The 17,842-nt window shown below is 67.5% G+C and carries 13 protein-coding genes; 6 read left to right on the top strand and 7 right to left on the bottom strand.

The window, feature by feature from the left end; genetic code table 11:
• Positions 1–58: 58 nt before the first annotated feature.
• Positions 59–1,168, bottom strand: coding sequence for a DUF475 domain-containing protein (locus ACFW6D_RS16445; protein ID WP_379328931.1), 1,110 nt, complete (start codon positions 1,166–1,168; stop codon positions 59–61).
• Between the two features lie 69 nt (positions 1,169–1,237).
• On the bottom strand, positions 1,238–1,813 hold the full coding sequence (locus ACFW6D_RS16440; protein WP_379328929.1) for a TerD family protein: 576 nt from the start codon (positions 1,811–1,813) through the stop codon (positions 1,238–1,240).
• A 319-nt stretch (positions 1,814–2,132) separates the two neighbouring features.
• Here ACFW6D_RS16440 and ACFW6D_RS16435 point away from each other — a divergent pair, with 319 nt between their 5' ends.
• Genes ACFW6D_RS16435 through ACFW6D_RS16420 form a run of 4 tightly spaced genes read left to right on the top strand, consistent with a single transcriptional unit; the run spans position 2,133 to position 7,881 of the window.
• Complete coding sequence (locus tag ACFW6D_RS16435) at positions 2,133–3,218, top strand: hypothetical protein (protein ID WP_379328928.1); 1,086 nt, start codon at positions 2,133–2,135, stop codon at positions 3,216–3,218.
• Positions 3,219–3,251: 33 nt separating this feature from the next.
• Complete coding sequence (locus ACFW6D_RS16430) at positions 3,252–4,463, top strand: HpcH/HpaI aldolase/citrate lyase family protein (RefSeq protein WP_379328926.1); 1,212 nt, start codon at positions 3,252–3,254, stop codon at positions 4,461–4,463.
• Positions 4,460–7,054: a phosphoribosyltransferase gene (locus ACFW6D_RS16425; RefSeq protein ID WP_379328924.1), complete on the top strand. Its 2,595-nt coding sequence runs from the start codon at positions 4,460–4,462 to the stop codon at positions 7,052–7,054. The genes ACFW6D_RS16430 and ACFW6D_RS16425 overlap by 4 nt, the downstream gene beginning before the upstream one ends.
• Before the next feature lie 38 nt (positions 7,055–7,092).
• Positions 7,093–7,881 (top strand): HAD family hydrolase, encoded by a 789-nt coding sequence (locus ACFW6D_RS16420; RefSeq protein WP_379329024.1) that lies wholly within the window; start codon positions 7,093–7,095, stop codon positions 7,879–7,881.
• A 46-nt stretch (positions 7,882–7,927) separates the two neighbouring features.
• Here ACFW6D_RS16420 and ACFW6D_RS16415 read toward each other — a convergent pair whose 3' ends face one another.
• The 3 genes from ACFW6D_RS16415 to ACFW6D_RS16405 are packed head-to-tail and all read right to left on the bottom strand — an operon-like array spanning position 7,928 to position 10,030.
• Positions 7,928–8,692 (bottom strand): AIM24 family protein, encoded by a 765-nt coding sequence (locus ACFW6D_RS16415; RefSeq protein ID WP_379328922.1) that lies wholly within the window; start codon positions 8,690–8,692, stop codon positions 7,928–7,930.
• Between the two features lie 4 nt (positions 8,693–8,696).
• Positions 8,697–9,398 carry an AIM24 family protein gene (locus ACFW6D_RS16410; RefSeq protein ID WP_379328920.1) on the bottom strand — a complete coding sequence of 234 codons (702 nt, stop codon included), beginning with the start codon at positions 9,396–9,398 and terminating at the stop codon, positions 8,697–8,699.
• An 8-nt stretch (positions 9,399–9,406) separates the two neighbouring features.
• A complete protein-coding gene (locus ACFW6D_RS16405; RefSeq protein WP_266294590.1) occupies positions 9,407–10,030 on the bottom strand; it encodes an AIM24 family protein in 624 nt (207 codons plus the stop codon).
• A gap of 181 nt (positions 10,031–10,211) precedes the next feature.
• Between ACFW6D_RS16405 and ACFW6D_RS16400 the strand changes: the two genes are divergently transcribed.
• Together ACFW6D_RS16400 and ACFW6D_RS16395 are read left to right on the top strand one after the other, a co-directional pair.
• On the top strand, positions 10,212–11,534 hold the full coding sequence (locus tag ACFW6D_RS16400; protein ID WP_379328918.1) for a TerD family protein: 1,323 nt from the start codon (positions 10,212–10,214) through the stop codon (positions 11,532–11,534).
• A gap of 39 nt (positions 11,535–11,573) precedes the next feature.
• Complete coding sequence (locus ACFW6D_RS16395; RefSeq protein ID WP_379328916.1) at positions 11,574–13,133, top strand: TerD family protein; 1,560 nt, start codon at positions 11,574–11,576, stop codon at positions 13,131–13,133.
• 7 nt (positions 13,134–13,140) lie between these two features.
• On the opposite strand, the gene ACFW6D_RS16390 is transcribed toward ACFW6D_RS16395, so the two are convergent.
• Complete coding sequence (locus ACFW6D_RS16390) at positions 13,141–14,874, bottom strand: glycosyltransferase family 87 protein (RefSeq protein ID WP_379328915.1); 1,734 nt, start codon at positions 14,872–14,874, stop codon at positions 13,141–13,143.
• Between the two features lie 21 nt (positions 14,875–14,895).
• Entirely contained in the window at positions 14,896–17,055 is a 2,160-nt protein-coding gene (locus ACFW6D_RS16385; RefSeq protein WP_379329022.1) for a transglycosylase domain-containing protein, read from the bottom strand.
• Positions 17,056–17,842 lie beyond the last annotated feature (787 nt).

Raw genomic sequence — 17,842 nt, 5'->3', positions numbered from 1 at the left:
ACACAAATCTCTGTGCCACGCCGGACTCCGTGGTTGCCGTGTCGATAGTGGCGGTGGATCAGCTGACCGGAGTGGATTCCTTGGCGTCGGCCACCGCGTCGGGCTCTGCCTTGCGGTTGCGGATGACGCTCGAGATGAGCGCCGCGCCGATGAACGCCACGCCGATCAGGCCCGTGATGAGCTCGTTGACGTGCACGCCGATCGAAACCAGCAGGATCGCCGCCAGCGCACCGATCGCCCAGTGGGCGCCGTGCTCGAGGTACACGTAGTCCGACAGCGTGCCCTGGCGAACCAGGTACACCGTGATGGACCGGACGAACATCGCACCGATCAGGCCGAGGCCCAGCGCGATGATGATCGGGTCGGAGGTGATGGCGAACGCGCCGATGACACCGTCGAAGGAGAACGAGGCGTCGAGCACTTCCAGGTAGAGGAACAGGAAGAACGCGGCCTTACCGGTCGCCTTGACCAGCGTGGACGGTCCGCCCTGCGGTCCCTCTTCGAACTCCTCGGTGTGGAACATCGAACCGAGGCCGTCGACCAGGATGTAGACGATCAGGCCGAGCAGACCGGCGACCAGCACCGTCGAACGGTCCTTGTCGGCGGCGAGGAATTCCGCGACCAGCACGAGGCTCGTACCAGCGACGACCACCGACAGCATGTCGAGCTTGCCCGCCTTGGCGAGGGGCTTCTCCAGCCAGCTGAGCCAGGTGATCTCACGGTCTTCGAAGATGAAGTTCAGGAACAGCATCGCCAGGAACATGCCACCGAACGCCGCGATCTGCGGGTGCGCGTCGGTGAGCAGCTTCTCGTAGCTCGGACTGCCGTCGGCGAACTCGAGCGCGTCGTTCGCCGGCGGGTTGAGGGCCAGATCGAAGGCCTCGATCGGGTTGAGTCCGGCGGTGACCCACACGATGGCGAGCGGGAACACCAGACGCATACCGAACACGGCGATCAGCACGCCGATGGTCAGGAAGATCCGCTGCCAGAACTCGCTCATCCGTTCCAGGACGGTGGCGTTGATGACGGCGTTGTCGAACGACAGCGAGACCTCGAGAATGCCGAGGATCGCGCACAGTGCGAGTGCGGTCAAGCCACCGTAGAGGTAGGCCACGACCAGCGAGACCACCGTGATGGCGATGGACAGGCCGAAGATGCGCGTTATCACGCGGAGGGACCTTTCTGTTTCGCACAAACAGGGGGCTCGATGTGTCGAGCCCCCTGTTCGCGATGATGACTAGACGTTGACGCCGTAGTCGCGGGCGATGCCGCTCAGGCCGGAAGCGTAGCCCTGACCGACAGCGCGGAACTTCCATTCTGCACCGTTGCGGTAGAGCTCGCCGAAGACCATGGCGGTCTCGGTCGAGGCGTCCTCGGACAGGTCGTAGCGAGCGAGCTCGGTGCCGTTGGCCTTGTCGACCACGCGGATGTAGGCGTTGCGCACCTGGCCGAACGACTGCGAGCGGGTCTCGGCGTCGTAGATCGAGACCGGGAAGAAGATGCTCTCGATGGTCGGCGGGGTGTTGGCGAGGTCGACGTCGATGACCTCGTCGTCGCCGTCGCCTTCACCCGTGGTGTTGTCGCCCTTGTGCTCGATGGCGCCTTCGGGGGACTTCAGGTTGTTGAAGAAGACGAAGTGCTTGTCGGAGACGACCTTCTTGTCGGCGCCGGTCGCGATCGCGCTCGCGTCGAGGTCGAAGTCGGCACCGGTGGTGGTGCGCACGTCCCAGCCGAGACCGACCGACACTGCGGTCAGGTTCGGGGCCTCTTTGGTCAGCGAAACGTTGCCGCCCTTGGACAGACTGACACCCATGCGGGAATCCCTTCGGTTAGTCCGGTGTGTCGTTTCCCAGCATGTCCGAATCGCCGGGTACCGCTACGACAGTAATAGGTTTCACGGATCTTGCGTAGGAACCGTCTGCAGCCCAGGTTAACGGGGCGAATCTCCTACCATCGACGGCAGTGAGTGGCGAACCGCAGCCGCGGTTCGGAAAGGGGACGTGCCGGTGACACCTCGCAGACGCGGATGGTTCAGATCGGGGGCCGATCATGAGTGGATCAGCGGGGCACGGGCCGCGACGTCGGCCGCCTTTCTTGACATGGATCGAAGGCAGTCGGCGGCGGAGGCGGGTGTGTCGGCAAGTGAGCAGGTCTATCCCGAGCGCCGGATCGGTGCGGTCTGGGAGCCGGTGCGGGCGCGTTGTTACGCGGCGGCGGGCGCGTATCTGAGTTTCACCGAAGAGCTCGACACCGCCGAGGCCGCGGGCACCGCGATCGCCGATGGTCCGGGCAGGGCCGATGTGCTGGTCCGTCAGCTGAACGACGCCGCGCGCGGGGTCGACGATTTCTACAACGCGCACCGCAACGGCCTCGCCGAAGCCGCGACTGTACGGGCGTCGGTGCCGCAACTGCTCACGCATGTGCGGGCCGAGGCCGAGCAGGCGTTGGCCGCCGCCGCGTCGTCGGAGTTCACGAAATACCCCTCCGTGGAAGGTGGTGTAAGGAGGCTGAATGAGGCTCTGATCACAGCTTCCGCGGTCGATCCCGGTACCGCGGTCGCGGGCGCGCGCGAGGCCGCCGGGCGGGTGAAGGAGGCTACCTCGGAATTGTCGAATGCCTTGGCGCAGGCCCCTTCTCGCGCCTCGGCCGCATCGAACGCGATTGCCTCGGTGACCACTCGGCTGGCCGCCGTCCGCAATCGCGCCGGGGCACTCGGACCCGCCTACTCCGCACTGCTGCGTGAGTTCAGTGCTGCGAGTTCGGCGGACTTGACCAACAATGAGCGGGAAAGCCGTCGCGGCATGGACGCCGCCGACGAAGCGCTGGTCGGCGCGCGCGTCGCGGCAGCTGATCGTGATCCGGAGACCGCCCTTGACTTGACCGCCACCGCACGCGAGTACCTCGCCGAGGCCGAGCAGTTGGTCGACGCCGTCACCCGGCGTCTCGAATTGCTACGAGAGGTACGTAGCGACCCCGAAGCTCAGGCCCGCACCGTACGATTCCGGCTGCGGGATGCGCAGATGCTCGCGGTCGACCGAGGGCTGGTCGCCGAGTGGGGCTCGGTTCTCGATGCACAAGCAGAACGCCTCGACCGCATCACTGCTGGACTGACGGGTCGTCATCCAGACTATTGGGCGTATGTTACGGAGCTACGGACCGTCGCAGAGTTCATCGCCGGAGTGGTCGAGCGCATCAGAAAACACGTTGCCGAAAAGTAGAAATGACATGGGTCGACAGATGAGGTGGGGGGAATGACCGCGGGCTACGCCATCGCGCCGGAAGTTTGCTTGCGTAAGCAGGTACCGCTGCGCCATTTCCGGCAGTTGCAGGGACCACGGAGCCGGGAGTTGTTCCTGGTCGAACCGGAGCCGATCCAGGGCCACGACGACCGGGAGCTGCTGGCGACCGCGCTCGGCGCGACCCTCTATGTGCCGGCGACCCGCCCCGATCTCACCGAGACGATCCGCAGACGTGCCGCGCGCGGGGTGTGCTCGATGGTGATCGATCTCGAGGACGCCGTCGCCGATCACCAGGTGGAGGCCGCCAAGCAGCACGCGGTGGACACCCTCGACCTGCTCGCGCGCAGCTCCGACGCCAATCCGATGCTGTTCATCCGGGTCCGCGACGCGGCCTCGGTCGGCGAACTGGTCGCCGCGCTCGGCCCGGGCGCCGACGTGCTCACCGGCTTCGTCTTCCCCAAGTTCGACGCCGACACCGGGCCCGCCTACCTGGCCGCGCTCGACGACGCCAACCGCGCGCTCGGCCGCCCCGTCTACGCGATGCCGGTGCTCGAATCGGCGAACCTGGTGCACCGCCAGACCCGCGACGAGCAGCTCGCGCGCATCGCCGACATGCTCGCCGGTCACCGCGAGCACCTGCTGGCGGTACGAATCGGCGCCACCGACATGTGCTCGACCTTCGGCATCCGGCGCGACCGCGACCTCACGATCTACGACGTGCGGGTGATCGCCGACGTGATCGCCGACATCGTCAATTACCTCGGGCGCGTCGACGGCACCGGTTTCATCATCACCGGCCCGGTCTGGGAGTACTTCGCCGACCACGAGCGGATGTTCCGCCCGCAGCTGCGCAGTGCGCCGTTCGAGGAATCCGACGCGGTGAAGTTCCGCCAGTACCTGGTGAGCCGCGACCTCGACGGCCTGCTGCGCGAGATCACCCTCGACCGCGCCAACGGCATCCAGGGCAAGACGGTGATCCACCCCTCGCACGTGCCCGTCGTGCACGCGCTGCAGGTGGTGACCCACGAGGAATACGCCGACGCGCTCGACATCCTGGCCGCCGACGTCGGTGGCGTGGCGGCCTCGGAATACCGCAACAAGATGAACGAGATGCGCCCACACCGCAGTTGGGCCCGCCAGACGCTGGTTCGGGCCCGTGCGTTCGGGGTCGCGAACAAGGGAGTGTCTTTCGTGGACTTGCTGACAGCGATGATCGCCGAATGAGTGCGGTCGAAACACCGTGGGCGACGGTGAATCTCGGTATCGAGCTGCATCACGGTGAGTCCTTCGCCGCGCGCTCGGCCGAGGACGCTTCCCGGGCGGGGGTCGCTGTCGTGGAATCGGGCGTCGGCTTGCCTGCGGCTGGAATCGCCGCGAAGTCGGCTGACAATGTTGCTCTTGTCGGGGCCGATGCCGCGCAGGTAGCGTCTGCCGCGCCGTGCGCCGAGGGTACGCCCGAGGCTGCCGCGTTCGCGTCCGCTGAAGATGTTCTGCCGCCAGAGTTCTCGATCGATGCACTGGTCGTGCCGGGTTTGCGCCGCAATCCGCGCCGGGCACATCTGCTGGTCTCGACGGTGCTCGGCAAGCATCTGCCTACAGATCCGCGCATCGTCATCGGCGCGGGCAACCGCCTCGGTGATCTCGTGCGCGAGGTGCTCGGAGAGCGAGAAGCCGTTGTGCTCGGATTCGCCGAGACCGCAACCGGTTTGGGCCACTGCGTGTCCGCGCGGATCGACGCGGGCTGCTACCTGCACTCCACCCGCAGACACGAACCCCGTGCCACCACACTGACCGGGTTCGAAGAGGGCCACTCGCACGCCACCTCGCATCTGCTCCAGCCCGCGCCCGCCGCGATCTTCGCCAACGATCTGCCCCTGGTGCTGGTCGACGACGAGATCTCCACCGGCGACACCGCTATCGACGCGGTGCGCGCGCTGCACACCTTCGCGCCGCGTTCGCATTACGTGCTCGCCTCGCTGGTGGACATGCGCACCCCCGCCGATCGGATCAAATTCGAAGCTGCCGCAGCCGAACTCGGTGCGCGTATCGACACGGTCTGCTTGGCATCCGGTCGTGTCGACCTGCCCTCCGGCCTGATCGACACGGTGACCTCTCTGCCTGATCCGCAGTTGAATCCGGTGGCAGCGCAACCTGGTTTGTACGGACGCATCGAATTGACCTGGCCCGCAGACGTTCCCGAGGGCGGTCGACACGGAACCCTGCGCTCGGACAACGCGGCTTTCGACATCGCGCTGAAATCCATTGCCGTCGAGGTGAACGCCCGACTCGAAGCCGAGTTCGCCGGCCGCCCGGTCATCGTCATCGGCCACGAAGAACTCATGTACCTCCCCCTGCGCCTGGCCGCCGATCTCGCCGACGCGGGCACCCCCACCCGCTTCCAAACCACCACCCGCTCACCGGCATACGTCCTCGACGAACCCGGCTACCCCCTCCGTCGCGGCTTCCGTTTCACCGCCCCGGAACTCGACCCCACCGCCCAGCGCTATGTGTACAACGCCCAGTGGCCCGACGCCGACCCCGTCTTGCTGGTCGTCATCGATCCCCCCGCCGACACCCCCGAACTCGTCGCCCCCGGCGGCCTGGTCGACGTGCTCACGGCATCGGGCGCCGATGTTCTCATCGCGGTCCTGCCCGGTGCGGACCCCCGCGCACTGCACGCGGGCCGCACCTTTGAGCCTGTAGCTCTGCACGGACCCGAGTTCGGTTCCTATGCGCCCGAGGATGTTTCGTGGCTGCTGAAGGATCTCTCGGAGGCCGATCTCGAGGCCGACGTCGCCGAACGCGAGCAGCGGATTCAGGCCGGTGTTGCCCACTACGCCGAGTCACTGCCGGTCGAGTTCCAGCCGGATGCCGAATACCGCGAGCTCTTCGATCGCGTGCTGGCCGAGAGTGCTGAACGACTGGCGCTGGCCGTCGCGACCGTGGCGGAACTCGTTGTCGCCGAACGCGGTGAGAACGTCGTCCTGGTCTCGCTGGCCAGGGCAGGAACCCCTGTCGGCGTACTCATGCGCCGTTGGCTCACCAGCGGCATCGGCCGTGCACCGCTCACCGTCCCGCACTACGCCGTCTCGATCGTGCGCGACCGTGGTATCGACGCCGTGGCACTGGATTATCTTGCCCACCACCACGACCCGTCCTCGATCGTCTTCGTCGACGGCTGGACCGGCAAGGGCGCGATCACCCACGAACTCACCGCCGCCCTCGACGCCTATCACGCTGCAGGTGGCGCCAGGTTCAACGATGAGCTCGTAGTACTTGCCGACCCCGCGAATTGCGTGCGTACCTACGGCACCCGCGACGATTTCCTCATCGCCTCGGCATGCCTCAATTCGACTGTGTCCGGCTTGGTTTCACGAACAGTCCTCAACGAAACCTACATCGGTCCCGGCGAATTCCACGGTGCCAAGTTCTACCGCGACCTGATCGATTCCGACGTCTCGAACAAGCTGATCAACTCCGTCACAGCGGCTTTCAGCACCATCAGCGAAAGGGTTCCTGACGCGGTCTCCGCGATCCAGCGGTCCGACCGCACCCCGGACTGGTCCGGCTGGGCCTCCGTGGAGAAGGTTCGCGCCGAATACGGCATCAGCACAGTCAATTACGTGAAGCCGGGCGTCGGCGAGACCACCCGCGTGCTGTTGCGCCGGGTACCGTGGCGGGTGCTGGTCCGCGAGGCAGACGCACCGGAGCACGCCCACATCCGCCTGCTCGCCGCGGCGCGCAATGTCCCGGTGGAAGTGGTCCCCGACCTGGCCTACTCCTGCATGGGCCTGATCAAGGAGTTATCCCGGTGACCGCCGAGTCCCTCTTCGCCACCGATCTCGACCGCACGATGATCTTCTCCCGCAACGGTTTCGGTGGCGCCGAAGCCGTGGCGAAGGAATGTGTCGAGTACTACGAGGGCGAGCCGCTCTCGTACATGACGATCACCGCCATCGCCGCCCTGCGCGGGCTGGCCGCGATCGCCCCGGTGATTCCCACGACCACCCGCACGGTCGAGCAGTTCCAGCGCATCAGCCTGCCGGGTGCCCCTTGGCGCTACGCGATCACCAGCAACGGCGGCAACATCCTCGTCGACGGCATCCCCGACCCGGCCTGGCGCGTCGCCATCGACGACCAGGTCAACGCGTCGGGCGCCACCCTCGCCGACGTCGGCGCCGAATTGCGTTCGCGCATCGATGATTCCTGGGTCACCAAGTATCGCGAGGCCGACGAGCTGTTCTGCTACCTGGTGGTCCGCCCCGACGAGGTCCCCGCCGGTTTCCTCGCCGAATGGGACACCTGGTGCCGCGCCAACGGCTGGTCGGCCTCGCAGCAGGGTCGCAAGATCTACACGATGCCCGATGCCGTCTGCAAGAGTCTCGCTGTCGCCGAAGTCCGCAAAAGGCTCACGGAATCAGGCGAATTAGCCAGCGGTGCAGCGCTGTTCACCGCAGGCGACGGCGCACTGGATGCCGAAATGCTGAAAGCGGCCGACGCTGCGATCCGCCCCCGCCACGGCGAACTCGAAGAATTGAACTTCACCGCCCCCAACCTGACCATCACCGCCGCAACGGGAATCCTCGCAGGCGAGGAAATCCTCGAGTGGTTCGCGGGACAGCTCGCAGCAGTACCGGCGTAAAGCAGCGAAAACCCGGGCACCGCAATGGCGCCCGGGTATTTCCGAATCAGTAGTGCTGCTGCTGACCGGCCAACTGCTGCGCGATCACACCTTGAATCCGCTGCAGCCCGCCGACGGTGACGCCGCTCTGCAGCTGCCCCTCGATCGTGCGCACCAGCGCGTTGTCGCTCATGATCTTCTCGGTCGACTGGATCAGCACGGTCCCAGCACCGGTGAAGTCGAACTGCCGTTCCTCGCCGGAGTTGGCACCCATCCTGGCCGCGCCCGCCGCCAGAAAACTGCCGATCCAGCCCTGGTCGTAGTGATGGCTGGGGGAGGGGCAATCCGCCCAGCCGACAAGGGATTCCGGGTCCACGCGCAGCGGCGGTTCGGCGAACATCACCGGCCCGTTCGACGACGCCAGGAACTTCCCGGTGCCGATCAGCGTGAGGAACCCGGGCACGATCGACTGCTTCAACGCCAGCCCCGGTTCGAAGGCAAGCAGGTTCGCACCACGAATGGTGAGGTTGCCTTCTTCGAGGTCATAGGAATTGATGTCGTAGCCGCGGTCGCCGATGATCAGCTTGCCGTGACCCTGCGCCACCACATAGTCGCCGGCGAACAGCGGCGCGGAGAACTGGCTGCTCACCATGTGCATCAGACCGCCCTGCAGCCCGTGCGTGAGCATCTGGAACTCGATCTGCCCGTAGTAGGCGATCATCGCGCCCTTGCGCATGAACCACGGACCGGTCAGGTCGATGCAGTAGGCGTAGCTGTTGCCCGGAATGTTGTCGCTGGCACCGAGATTGTTCGGCGAGAGGATTTCGCTCATCGATTCACAACTTCTCTTCGGAGGCCTGCACGTACACCACACCCTGTCCGTGGCAATGCAATTGCATCGCCTCGCCCGCGCCGCGACCCACCGCGTCACGCCAGCTCATCGCCGATTTCAATTCGGTCTGCACATTGCCGTACGCGGCGACGAAGGCCTGTGGGTCGACAACGATCGGATTCGGCCCGCCCACTTGCAGTTCCAGGAAGCCGCCGTGCGCGAGCAGCACCGCCGAACCCTGTCCGCTGAGCTGCGTGGTGAACATGCCCGTACCGGTCGCGACACCTGCGGCGGCACCGCGCAGCGCGCCCATCAGACCGCCGCCACCGCCACCGCTGCCACCCGAACTCGCCACGGAGACAACGGAAGCCTGCAATCCGGCCGACTGCGCGAGCAGGCGCGACGCCTCGGCCCGTAACACCGCGCCCGACTGCATCTGCACCACGTGCACCTCGAGCCCGGCGAATCCGTAGTGGACCTCACCGTTGCCCTGCGCCAGCATGGTCCGCTCGTGCTCACCGGCCATCATCTGCCCGGCCATCCGCATCAGACCGCCGCCGCCCATACCCTGACCGGCGCCGGGAATCTGATGCGGCGCGAACGCCACCTGACCCGTATAGAAGAGCATCGCGCCGGAGCGAGCGACGACGCCGCCCGCCTGCCCGACGTTGACCTTGACGACCTTGCTGTTGACCTTCTCGAACATCGCCCGTCCTACCGTTCCGCCGGCTGGATCAGCACGACGCCTTGGCCGTCGAACCGCAGCGAGAACGCCTCGCCCGCATCCTGACCGACCATCGTCCGCCAGGAAACATCGGTGATGAACGACTGGTTGAGATTGCCGCGCGAGGCGACGAACGCGTCGGGATCCACGATCAGCGGAAACTGCGGGGATACCTCGAGGTGGATCAGCGGCCCACCGGCCGACAGCAACGCCACCTGACCCTGCCCACTCACCGTGGTGGTGAACAGTCCCGCACCCGACGACATCCCGCCGACCCCGGCGAACCGCACATCGGTGCGCAGATTGCCCGCGAAAGCCAGCAACTGCTGCGACTCGACCTGCAACGTCTCGTTGTTCAGGTTCACCACGGTGACGTTCTGCCCGTTCACCGCCAGGAAAACGCGCCCGTTGCCGTTGCATTCCATCAGTGACAGTTTCTCGCCGGTGGCGCGGCGCTTGAGGCCGTTGAGCACGCCCTCGCCGCCGCCGAACCCGGCCGATTTGAACTGCACATTGCCTTCGTAGGCCACCATCGAGCCCGAGATCGCGCGAATACTGGTCCCCGCGAGCTGCGCCTCGATCACCTTCTTCGATTGTTCGAACAATTGCGCCATGTCAGGTGCGTGGCCCCTCTGCGAAGGCGGATTCTCCGCCGGTTGTGACTGCGACGTCACCCTAACCGATCAGGCGAAAGTGCGCCCGAGCCACAGAGCCCGGACGCATGCCGCCGGTTTCTCGTAGAGTGGCAAGCACTGCCGTGGAACCGTCCACCAAACGACAAGCGAAGGGTCTAACTTGTCTGCAACACTCGCCAAGGGCCAGAACGGCCCGCTGGCCGTCAGCGACGTGGTGATCTCGCTCCAACTCACCGCTCCGGCCGACCTGTCCGCGCTGCTCGTCACCGAGCAGGGCAAGGTCCGTACCGACGCTGATTTCGTCTTCTACAACCAGCCGAGTGGGCCGGGTGTGGATCTGCGCCCCGGACCCGCGGGTCAGCCTGCCTCGCTTGCTGTTTCGCTCCCTGCGGTGCCCGCCGACATCGATCAGATCCGCGCGGTGATCACCCTCGACGACGCGACGAGCAATTTCGGCCGCTCCGCCCCGCCCACCGCGATCGTCTCCGACGCCTCGGGCAACCAGCTGTTCAGCTACACGATCGAGGGCCTCAACGCCGAGTCGATCGTGATCGCGCTCGAACTGTACCGCCGTCAGGGCAGCTGGAAGGTGCGTGCGGTCGGCCAGGGTTATGCCGGTGGATTCGCCGCGCTGGTCACCGATCACGGTGTGCAGGTGGATGATTCGCCCGCGCAGGCCGCCGCGCCGCAGCAGGCCGCGCCGCCTCCGCCGCCCGCGCCGAGCTACCCGCAGCAGGCAGCGCCCGCTTACGCCCCTCCCGGTGGGGGCTACCCGCCGCCGCCCGGCCCGGCCCAGCAGCCGGCCGGTGGTTATCCGCCGCCGCCCGGACAGGGCTACCCGCCGCCGCCCCCGCAGGGCGCGCCCCAGCAGCCTGCCGGCGAGATCAGCCTGAGCAAGGATCGCCCGGTCAGCCTGCAGAAGGGCCAGCGGGTCACCCTGCGCAAGGAGGGCGGCGCCGCGCTGACCTTCGTGAAGATGGGCCTGGGCTGGGACCCGGTGCGCACGCGCGGCATGTTCGGCAACCGCACCGTCGACATCGACCTCGACGCCTCGGTCTGCCTGTTCGCCGACCAGAACCTCGTCGACGTGGCCTACTACGGGCAGTTGTCGTCGAAGGACGGTTCGGTGCGCCACCAGGGTGACAACCTCACCGGCGAGGGCGACGGCGACGACGAGATGATCCTCGTCGACCTCACCAGGATCCCCGCCCACATCACCACGCTGCTGTTCATCGTCACCTCGTACAAGGGCCATTCCTTCGAACAGGTGCAGAACGCGTTCAGCCGCCTGATCGACGGCACCACCAACGGCGAACTCGCCCGCTACACCCTCGCGGGCGGCATGCCGTTCACCGCGATGGCGATGGCGAAGGTGTACCGCGTCGGCGCCGACTGGAAGATGCAGGCGCTCGGCGAAGGCTTCAACGCCAAGCATCCCGGCGAAGCGGTGCCGCAACTCGGCCGCTTCCTCGGCGGCAACTGATACACGCACCACAACACAGCGCAATAGGGGCTAGCGACAGTGATTCACCTGAAGGCCGGGCAGAACACTGCTCTGACCGCTGATTCCGTGCGCTTCACCGCGCAGACCACCAGCGCCGTCGAATTCGGGGCGCTGGTGGTCGGCGAGGATCTGCGAGTTCGCGACGAGCACGATCACGTGTGCGCGTCGCTGCCCGCGGCCCCTGGCGTGCGGTTCGCGGGGGCGGCGGTGGATCTGACGCTGTCGCAGGTGCGCGCCGATGCCCATGCCGTGCTGCTGTTCGTCGCGGCCGGTCAGACACTCGGCGCGGTCACGGCATCGCTGTTCGAAAATGGCAGTCCCACTGCGGAATTCGTCATCGCACCGACTGCCGGTGAGAGCGCGCTGATCTGCCTGGAGGTGTATCGGCGCGCGGGCGGCTGGAAGTTGCGCGCCCTCGGCCAGGGCTACGCGGGTGGCTCGACACAGTTGCTGACCACCCACGGCATCTCGGCGCCCACACCGGCGCCCGCCCCGGCGCAGGCGTGGCAGCCCGCCCCGTTGGCACCGCCGAGCGCGCCGACGGAGACGGTCGCGCGACCCGTCCCCGCCTCGGGCATTCCGCTCGAAGTCGACCACGGCCTGCAACGCATGTGGATGATCTTCGAAGATGCCGCCCGCTCGGCCGCCGCGCTGCTCTCGGCCCGTGACTACGCGGCCAAACGCCTGGATCAGGAACTGTCCGAGGCGGTGTCGAACCCGGCCACCCGCAACACCCCCGCCGCCGACGCGGCCCGCACCGCCGCCCAGCGCCGTCACGACGACCTCGTCGCCGTCGCCGATGCCAACCACAGCCGCGACAGCGACCAACTCGGCCTCGAGATCGCCGAGGCCGACGCCGCCATGCCCGCCGCACTGGCCTCCTGGCTGGCCCCCGCCTGGACCACCCGCGCCGCCCGCAGCGACGGCATCCGCCTCGGCGAGCTCTACGCCCTCGACCGCGGCGGCCTGCGCGTGCCGTATTGCGTTCCGGTGCCGCTGAATCGGCCCCTGTGGGTCGACACCGAATCCTCCGCCGCGGCCTCCCGCGTTGTCGGCGCCCTGCTGGCCCGCCTCGTCGCCGCCATCCCCGACAAGCCGACCAAGGTCGACCTGATCGACCTCACCGCAGGCCTACGCGCCCTCGCCACCCCCCTCGCGCCACTACTGGCGGGCCCGGTCATCACCGACCACAGCGAAATCTCCCCCCGCCTTGCCGAACTGGCACACGCGGCCGAACTCGCCGAAATCGCCTACAACAGCGGCCAAGCCGTACCCCCGACCGAACACCGCATCCTGGTCGCCGCCGACTTCCCCCACGGCTACCAGTCCAGCGACGTCATCCGCCTCGGCCAACTGATGGTCCGCGGCGACCTGATCGGCCTGTCCCTGGTCATCGTCGGCAGCGGCAGCGCCGAATCCGGCGACGGCCCGGTAGAACTCCTTGCCCAATCCTGCCGCCACCTCCCGACAATGCCCGGCACCCCCCTCTTCGACCCCTGGACCGGCAACGCCTGGGAACTCGACCTCGACATGCTCCCCGCCGAACCCGAACTCCAGGCCCGCTACCTGCGCATGTAATGCCGGGTCAGTTCAGTACGGATACCGGGCGTGAGCTGATCGTGGCCTGTTTCGGGCGGAGGAATTCGGGGAGCCAGGGTAGGAGGGGGTCGAGGGCTCGGTCGAGGACGCCGCCTGCTGGGTCGTCGACGAAGTCGCGGCGGACTATGTCGTGCTGGGGGCGCAGGATTTCGTAGACGATCAGGGTGCAGAGGCCGAGGACTGCCAGGTCGCGGAGGACGACGGTGCCGGTGAACCACTGTTCGGGCAGGCCTTTGTTGTCCTCGCCGAGGTAGTAGTACATGCGTGGTACCCAGACCAAGGCGTCGATTGTCATCCACGCCAACAGGATTCGTCGGTGCGGGAGCGCGAGAACCGCGAGCGGCACCAGCCACAGCGAATACTGGGGGCTCCACACCTTGTTCGTCAGCAGGAACGCCGCGACGACCAGGAAGCACAGTTGGGTCAGGCGGGGGCGCCGTGGTGCGGTGAGGGCGAGGTAGGCGATGCCCGCGCAGGCGGCGGCGAAGGCCACCAGCGAGACCGTGTTCAGGATGGTCGGTGGTTGGCCGTGGCCGATCGCCCCGTCGAAACCTTCCCAGCCGGTGAACGAGGTGATCACGTTGTAGATCGAGTCGGGGTCGGCGTGTCGAGTGGTGTTGAGCCGGAAGAACTCTCGCCAACCGTTTGGATAGAGCGCCGCGATCGGCAGGTTCACCGCCGCCCAGGTACCCACCGCGGCGACCACGGCGAGGGTGGCTGCGCCGATTGGACGCAAAGCGAAAAGCTGTGTCCTGGCGGGTGTTTCACGCAACCAGGCCTTGACGGCAGCGAGGCTGTCGATATCGCGCAACCGCAGCCCACCCCGCGCCGCAGGCTGACGCTGCATCGGATCGATCCGCAAGCACAGCACCACGATCGGCCCGAGCAGCAACAGCGGATACAGCTTCGCCGCCCCGCCGAGCCCCAGCAGCACCCCGGCCAACACCGGCTTACGCCGCGCCCACGCGAGCAATCCGGTCGCCGCGAAAGCCGTTGCGAGAGCATCGAAATTGGTGAAGATGTGCACGATCACCAAGGGCGACAACGCGATCAGCGCCACATCCCACACTCGCCGCCCCGCTAATCGCGACGACGCCCACACGGTGATCAACCAGCCCACCGCGAGCCCGAGCGCGACCACGTTGAAATACACCACCACCGACATCGCACCGGGTACCGGCAGGTGATCCCAGACATTGCCGATCTGCATCGCCACGTACTGGTACAGCCCCGAAAGTACCGGGTACTCCATGTATCTGGTCTCGGTGCCGCCGTCGGGCGTCGACTCGGTCCAGGACTTCTTGTACGGGAAGGCGCCCTCGTTGAGCCGTTCGGCCCCGTAGAGCGGCACGGTGTCGGAGTAGCACATGGCCACGTACTGGCGACCGTTGTTCCAGTCGAGCATGAGCCCGCCGTTGCCGTCGCTGGTCTGCTGGATGCAGGGGGCCTTGGCCGTCCAGCCCAGCGCCAGGAAGATCACCGTGAAGGCGAACAGCACCCGCAGCGGCGTCCAGAACCGCACCCGCCCGATCAGCGCGTGATCGCCGACCGGGCCGCCGATCACGGTGGACAGCTGCGCGGTCAGCGAGTCGTTGCGGCTCGGTCGATCCCGCGCATCGACCGAGCGCAGGTCGGCTGCCAGCGCAGCGGGCGCCACGTACCCGCGGCCCTGCCGGGTAACACTGGACGCAGGCTGGTCCGCGAGTTGCTGATCGGTCACGACATCCGAGGCTACCGGTGGCTACCTGGATCTCGTCGGCGTGGCTCCCGCGCCGCCGCTTTCCTCGTCGTTGCCGCCGCCCTGACCGTTGCCGGGCCGGGCGCCCGTCGTCGGTGAACCCTCAGGCCCCGCCGTCGGCTGGCCGGGCAGCGGGCCCGTACCGGTCTCGGGCGTCTGCTGCGACTGCGGCACCGCGGGCTGCTGCACCCCTGGCACCGGAATCCGGATCCCGGGCAGGATCTCGACCTGCGAAGGCACGATCACCGGCGGCACGATCACCGGCGCGGTGGTCTCGGGCGCGGTGTAGGGCGCCGACCATTCCGGCACACCGGCCTGACCCTTGATCGGGGACGGCTTGGGGAAGGACTCGTTCGGCGTACCGGACAGCGCACCGTCCATCGCCGCCTTCCAGATATCGGAAGGCAGCCCGGAACCGTAGATGATGCTGCCGCCGTAGTTCTTGATCGGCTCGCCCTGCTCGGTACCGATCCACACCGCGGTCGACAGCGACGGGGTGTAACCGACCATCCAGGCGTCACGGTTGTTGCCGGTGTCGCCGAGCTGGTGGGTACCGGTCTTGGCCGCGGACTCTCGGCCGCCGGCGAGGTTGTGGTTGCGCGAGTAGGCCGCGATCGGCTTCATCGCGGCGGTGACGTTGTCCGCCACCGCGGCGCTGATGCGCTGTTCACCGGCGGGCTCGCCGCGGTCCATCAGCACCTCGCCCTTTGCCGTCACCACGCGCTGCACGAAATGCGGTGCGTGATAGACACCCGACGCGGCGAACGTGGCGTAGGCCGAGGCCATATCCAGCGGTCGCGACTGGTACTGGCCGAGCACGATGCCGTTGTTGGGGCCCGCGCCGCCGGGCTCGGTCAGCGTGGGGCCGACGCCGGGCAGTTCCTTGGCGATACCGAGCTTGTGGCCCATGTCGGCGATCTTCTGCGGACCGTTCTGCATGTCGAGCTGCATGCGGTAGAAGCTGGTGTTCAGCGAACGCTTCATCGCCTCGGCGATGGTGCACATGCCGCAACCCTCGCCCTCGACATTGCCGATCTGGATGCCGTTGACGGTGATCGGCGAGCTGTCGTAGAGCTGCGAAAGCGGAATGCCCTGTTCGAGATTGGCGGCAAGACCGATCGCTTTGAACGAAGAACCGGTCGGCAGACCGGCATTGGCGAAGTCGTAGCCCTGGCCGTCGTTACCGCCGTAGTAGGCGCGGACCGCACCGGTACGGGGGTCGATCGAAACCACTGCGGTGCGCAGGTTCTCGGGCTCACCTTCGAGCTTGCCCTGCGCGGCCTTGATCGCGGCGTCCTGCGCCTTCGGGTCGATCGTGGTGGTGATCTGCAGGCCCTCGGTGTTGAGCTGCTGCTCGCTGATGCCAGCGGACGAGAGCTCCTGCAGCACCTGGTTCTTCACCAGGCCCGACGGGCCCTCGTCGTTGTTCTTGTCGCCGAGCGAGGCCAGCGACACGACCTGCGGGTACTGCATCGACTGACGTTCGGCGGCGGGCAGGTTGTTCTCCGCGACCATGCCGTCGAGCACGTAGTCCCAGCGCGATTTCGCGCCGGTGGGGTTCTTCTCCGGATCCAGCATCGAGGGCAGCTGAATCGTGGCGGCGAGCACCGCGCCCTCGGCCACGGTCAGTTCCTGCACCGGCTTGCCGAAGTAGGACTTGGCCGCGGCGTCGACGCCGTACGCGCCACGACCGAAGTAGATCGTGTTCAGGTAGGCGGCAAGGATGTCTTCCTTGCTCCACTGGCGCGCCATCTTGGCCGAGATCACCAGCTCGTGCATCTTGCGCGTCATCGACCGCTCGTCACCGACCAGCGCGTTCTTCACGTACTGCTGGGTGATCGTGGAACCACCACCGGCGCTTTCCTTGCCGAGGATGTTGTCGCGGGCGGCGCGAGCGAAGCCCGAGACCGAGAAGCCGGGGTTGGTGTAGAAGTCGCGGTCCTCGGCGGCGATCACGGCATTGCGCACGTGCGGCGGGATCTGATCGATCGAGACCTCGGTGCGGTTGCCCTGCGGCGGAACCACCTTGCTGATCTCGGTGCTGCCGTCGTTGGCGAAGATCGTGGCGACCTGGTTGGTCTCGAGGTCGCCGGGTTTGGGCACCGACACCGCGGTGTACGCGACGAGGAACACCGCGCTCGGCACCACGATGGCCAGCGCCATCAGGACATAGAGCGTTCGGCGAACGATGCGCCACGGTGATTTCTTCACCGCACCATCACTACCCGAGCCGTCGTCGCCCCCGCCACCATCGCGGCGGTTGCGCGGACCGGTCGGCGGCGGGCCGCCCGGACGACGTTCACCGGCGAGGGCACGACGCTCACCCGACACCGGGCCGCCCGCCGCGGTGGCGCGACGCTCACCGCTGGTCGGTCCGCCGGGGCGGCGACCCGCACCGGCACGTGCGGCCGCGGCGGCGCCACCCGCGCGGGTGGCCCGTCCGAGATCGTCGCCGCCCGCACGCACGGTCCGGTCGGCGCCCGGCTGACCCGAGCGCACCGTCGGCTCCTCGGGAGCACCGGGACGGGGAAGTTTCTGGGTCGCGTTAGCCGCGGGAGGCAAGGGACGACCAGGCTGCGCGGGCCGACCCTGTGGCGGCCTGCCCTGACCGGGCGCACCTTGCGGAGGCGGTCCACCCTGCGGTCCACCCGGACGCTGCGGCGGCTGACCCGGCCGACGCGGCGGCACGCCACCGGGCGGCGGACCCTGCTGACGACCGGGCGGCGGCCCCTGCGGACCACGCCCACCGGGCGCGGGCGGACGACCACCCTGCGCGGGACCACCGGGCCCACCCTGCGGGCGCGGACCGTTCGGCCCCGGCAGACGCGGCGGCGGACCACCGGGTCGATCACCCGACTGTGGGGGGAGACCCGGTTGTGCACCCCGAGCGGGACGGCCGCCGCGCGGATCATCGCCGTGGGGGGAGGATTCGTAGGGCGAACTCACTGAC

The sequence above is a fragment of the Nocardia sp. NPDC058705 genome (assembly GCF_042749305.1).
In the GTDB taxonomy this organism is placed as follows: domain Bacteria; phylum Actinomycetota; class Actinomycetes; order Mycobacteriales; family Mycobacteriaceae; genus Nocardia.
Note: the sequence above shows the minus strand (reverse complement) of the source record. Positions and strands in the feature narration are given on the sequence as shown.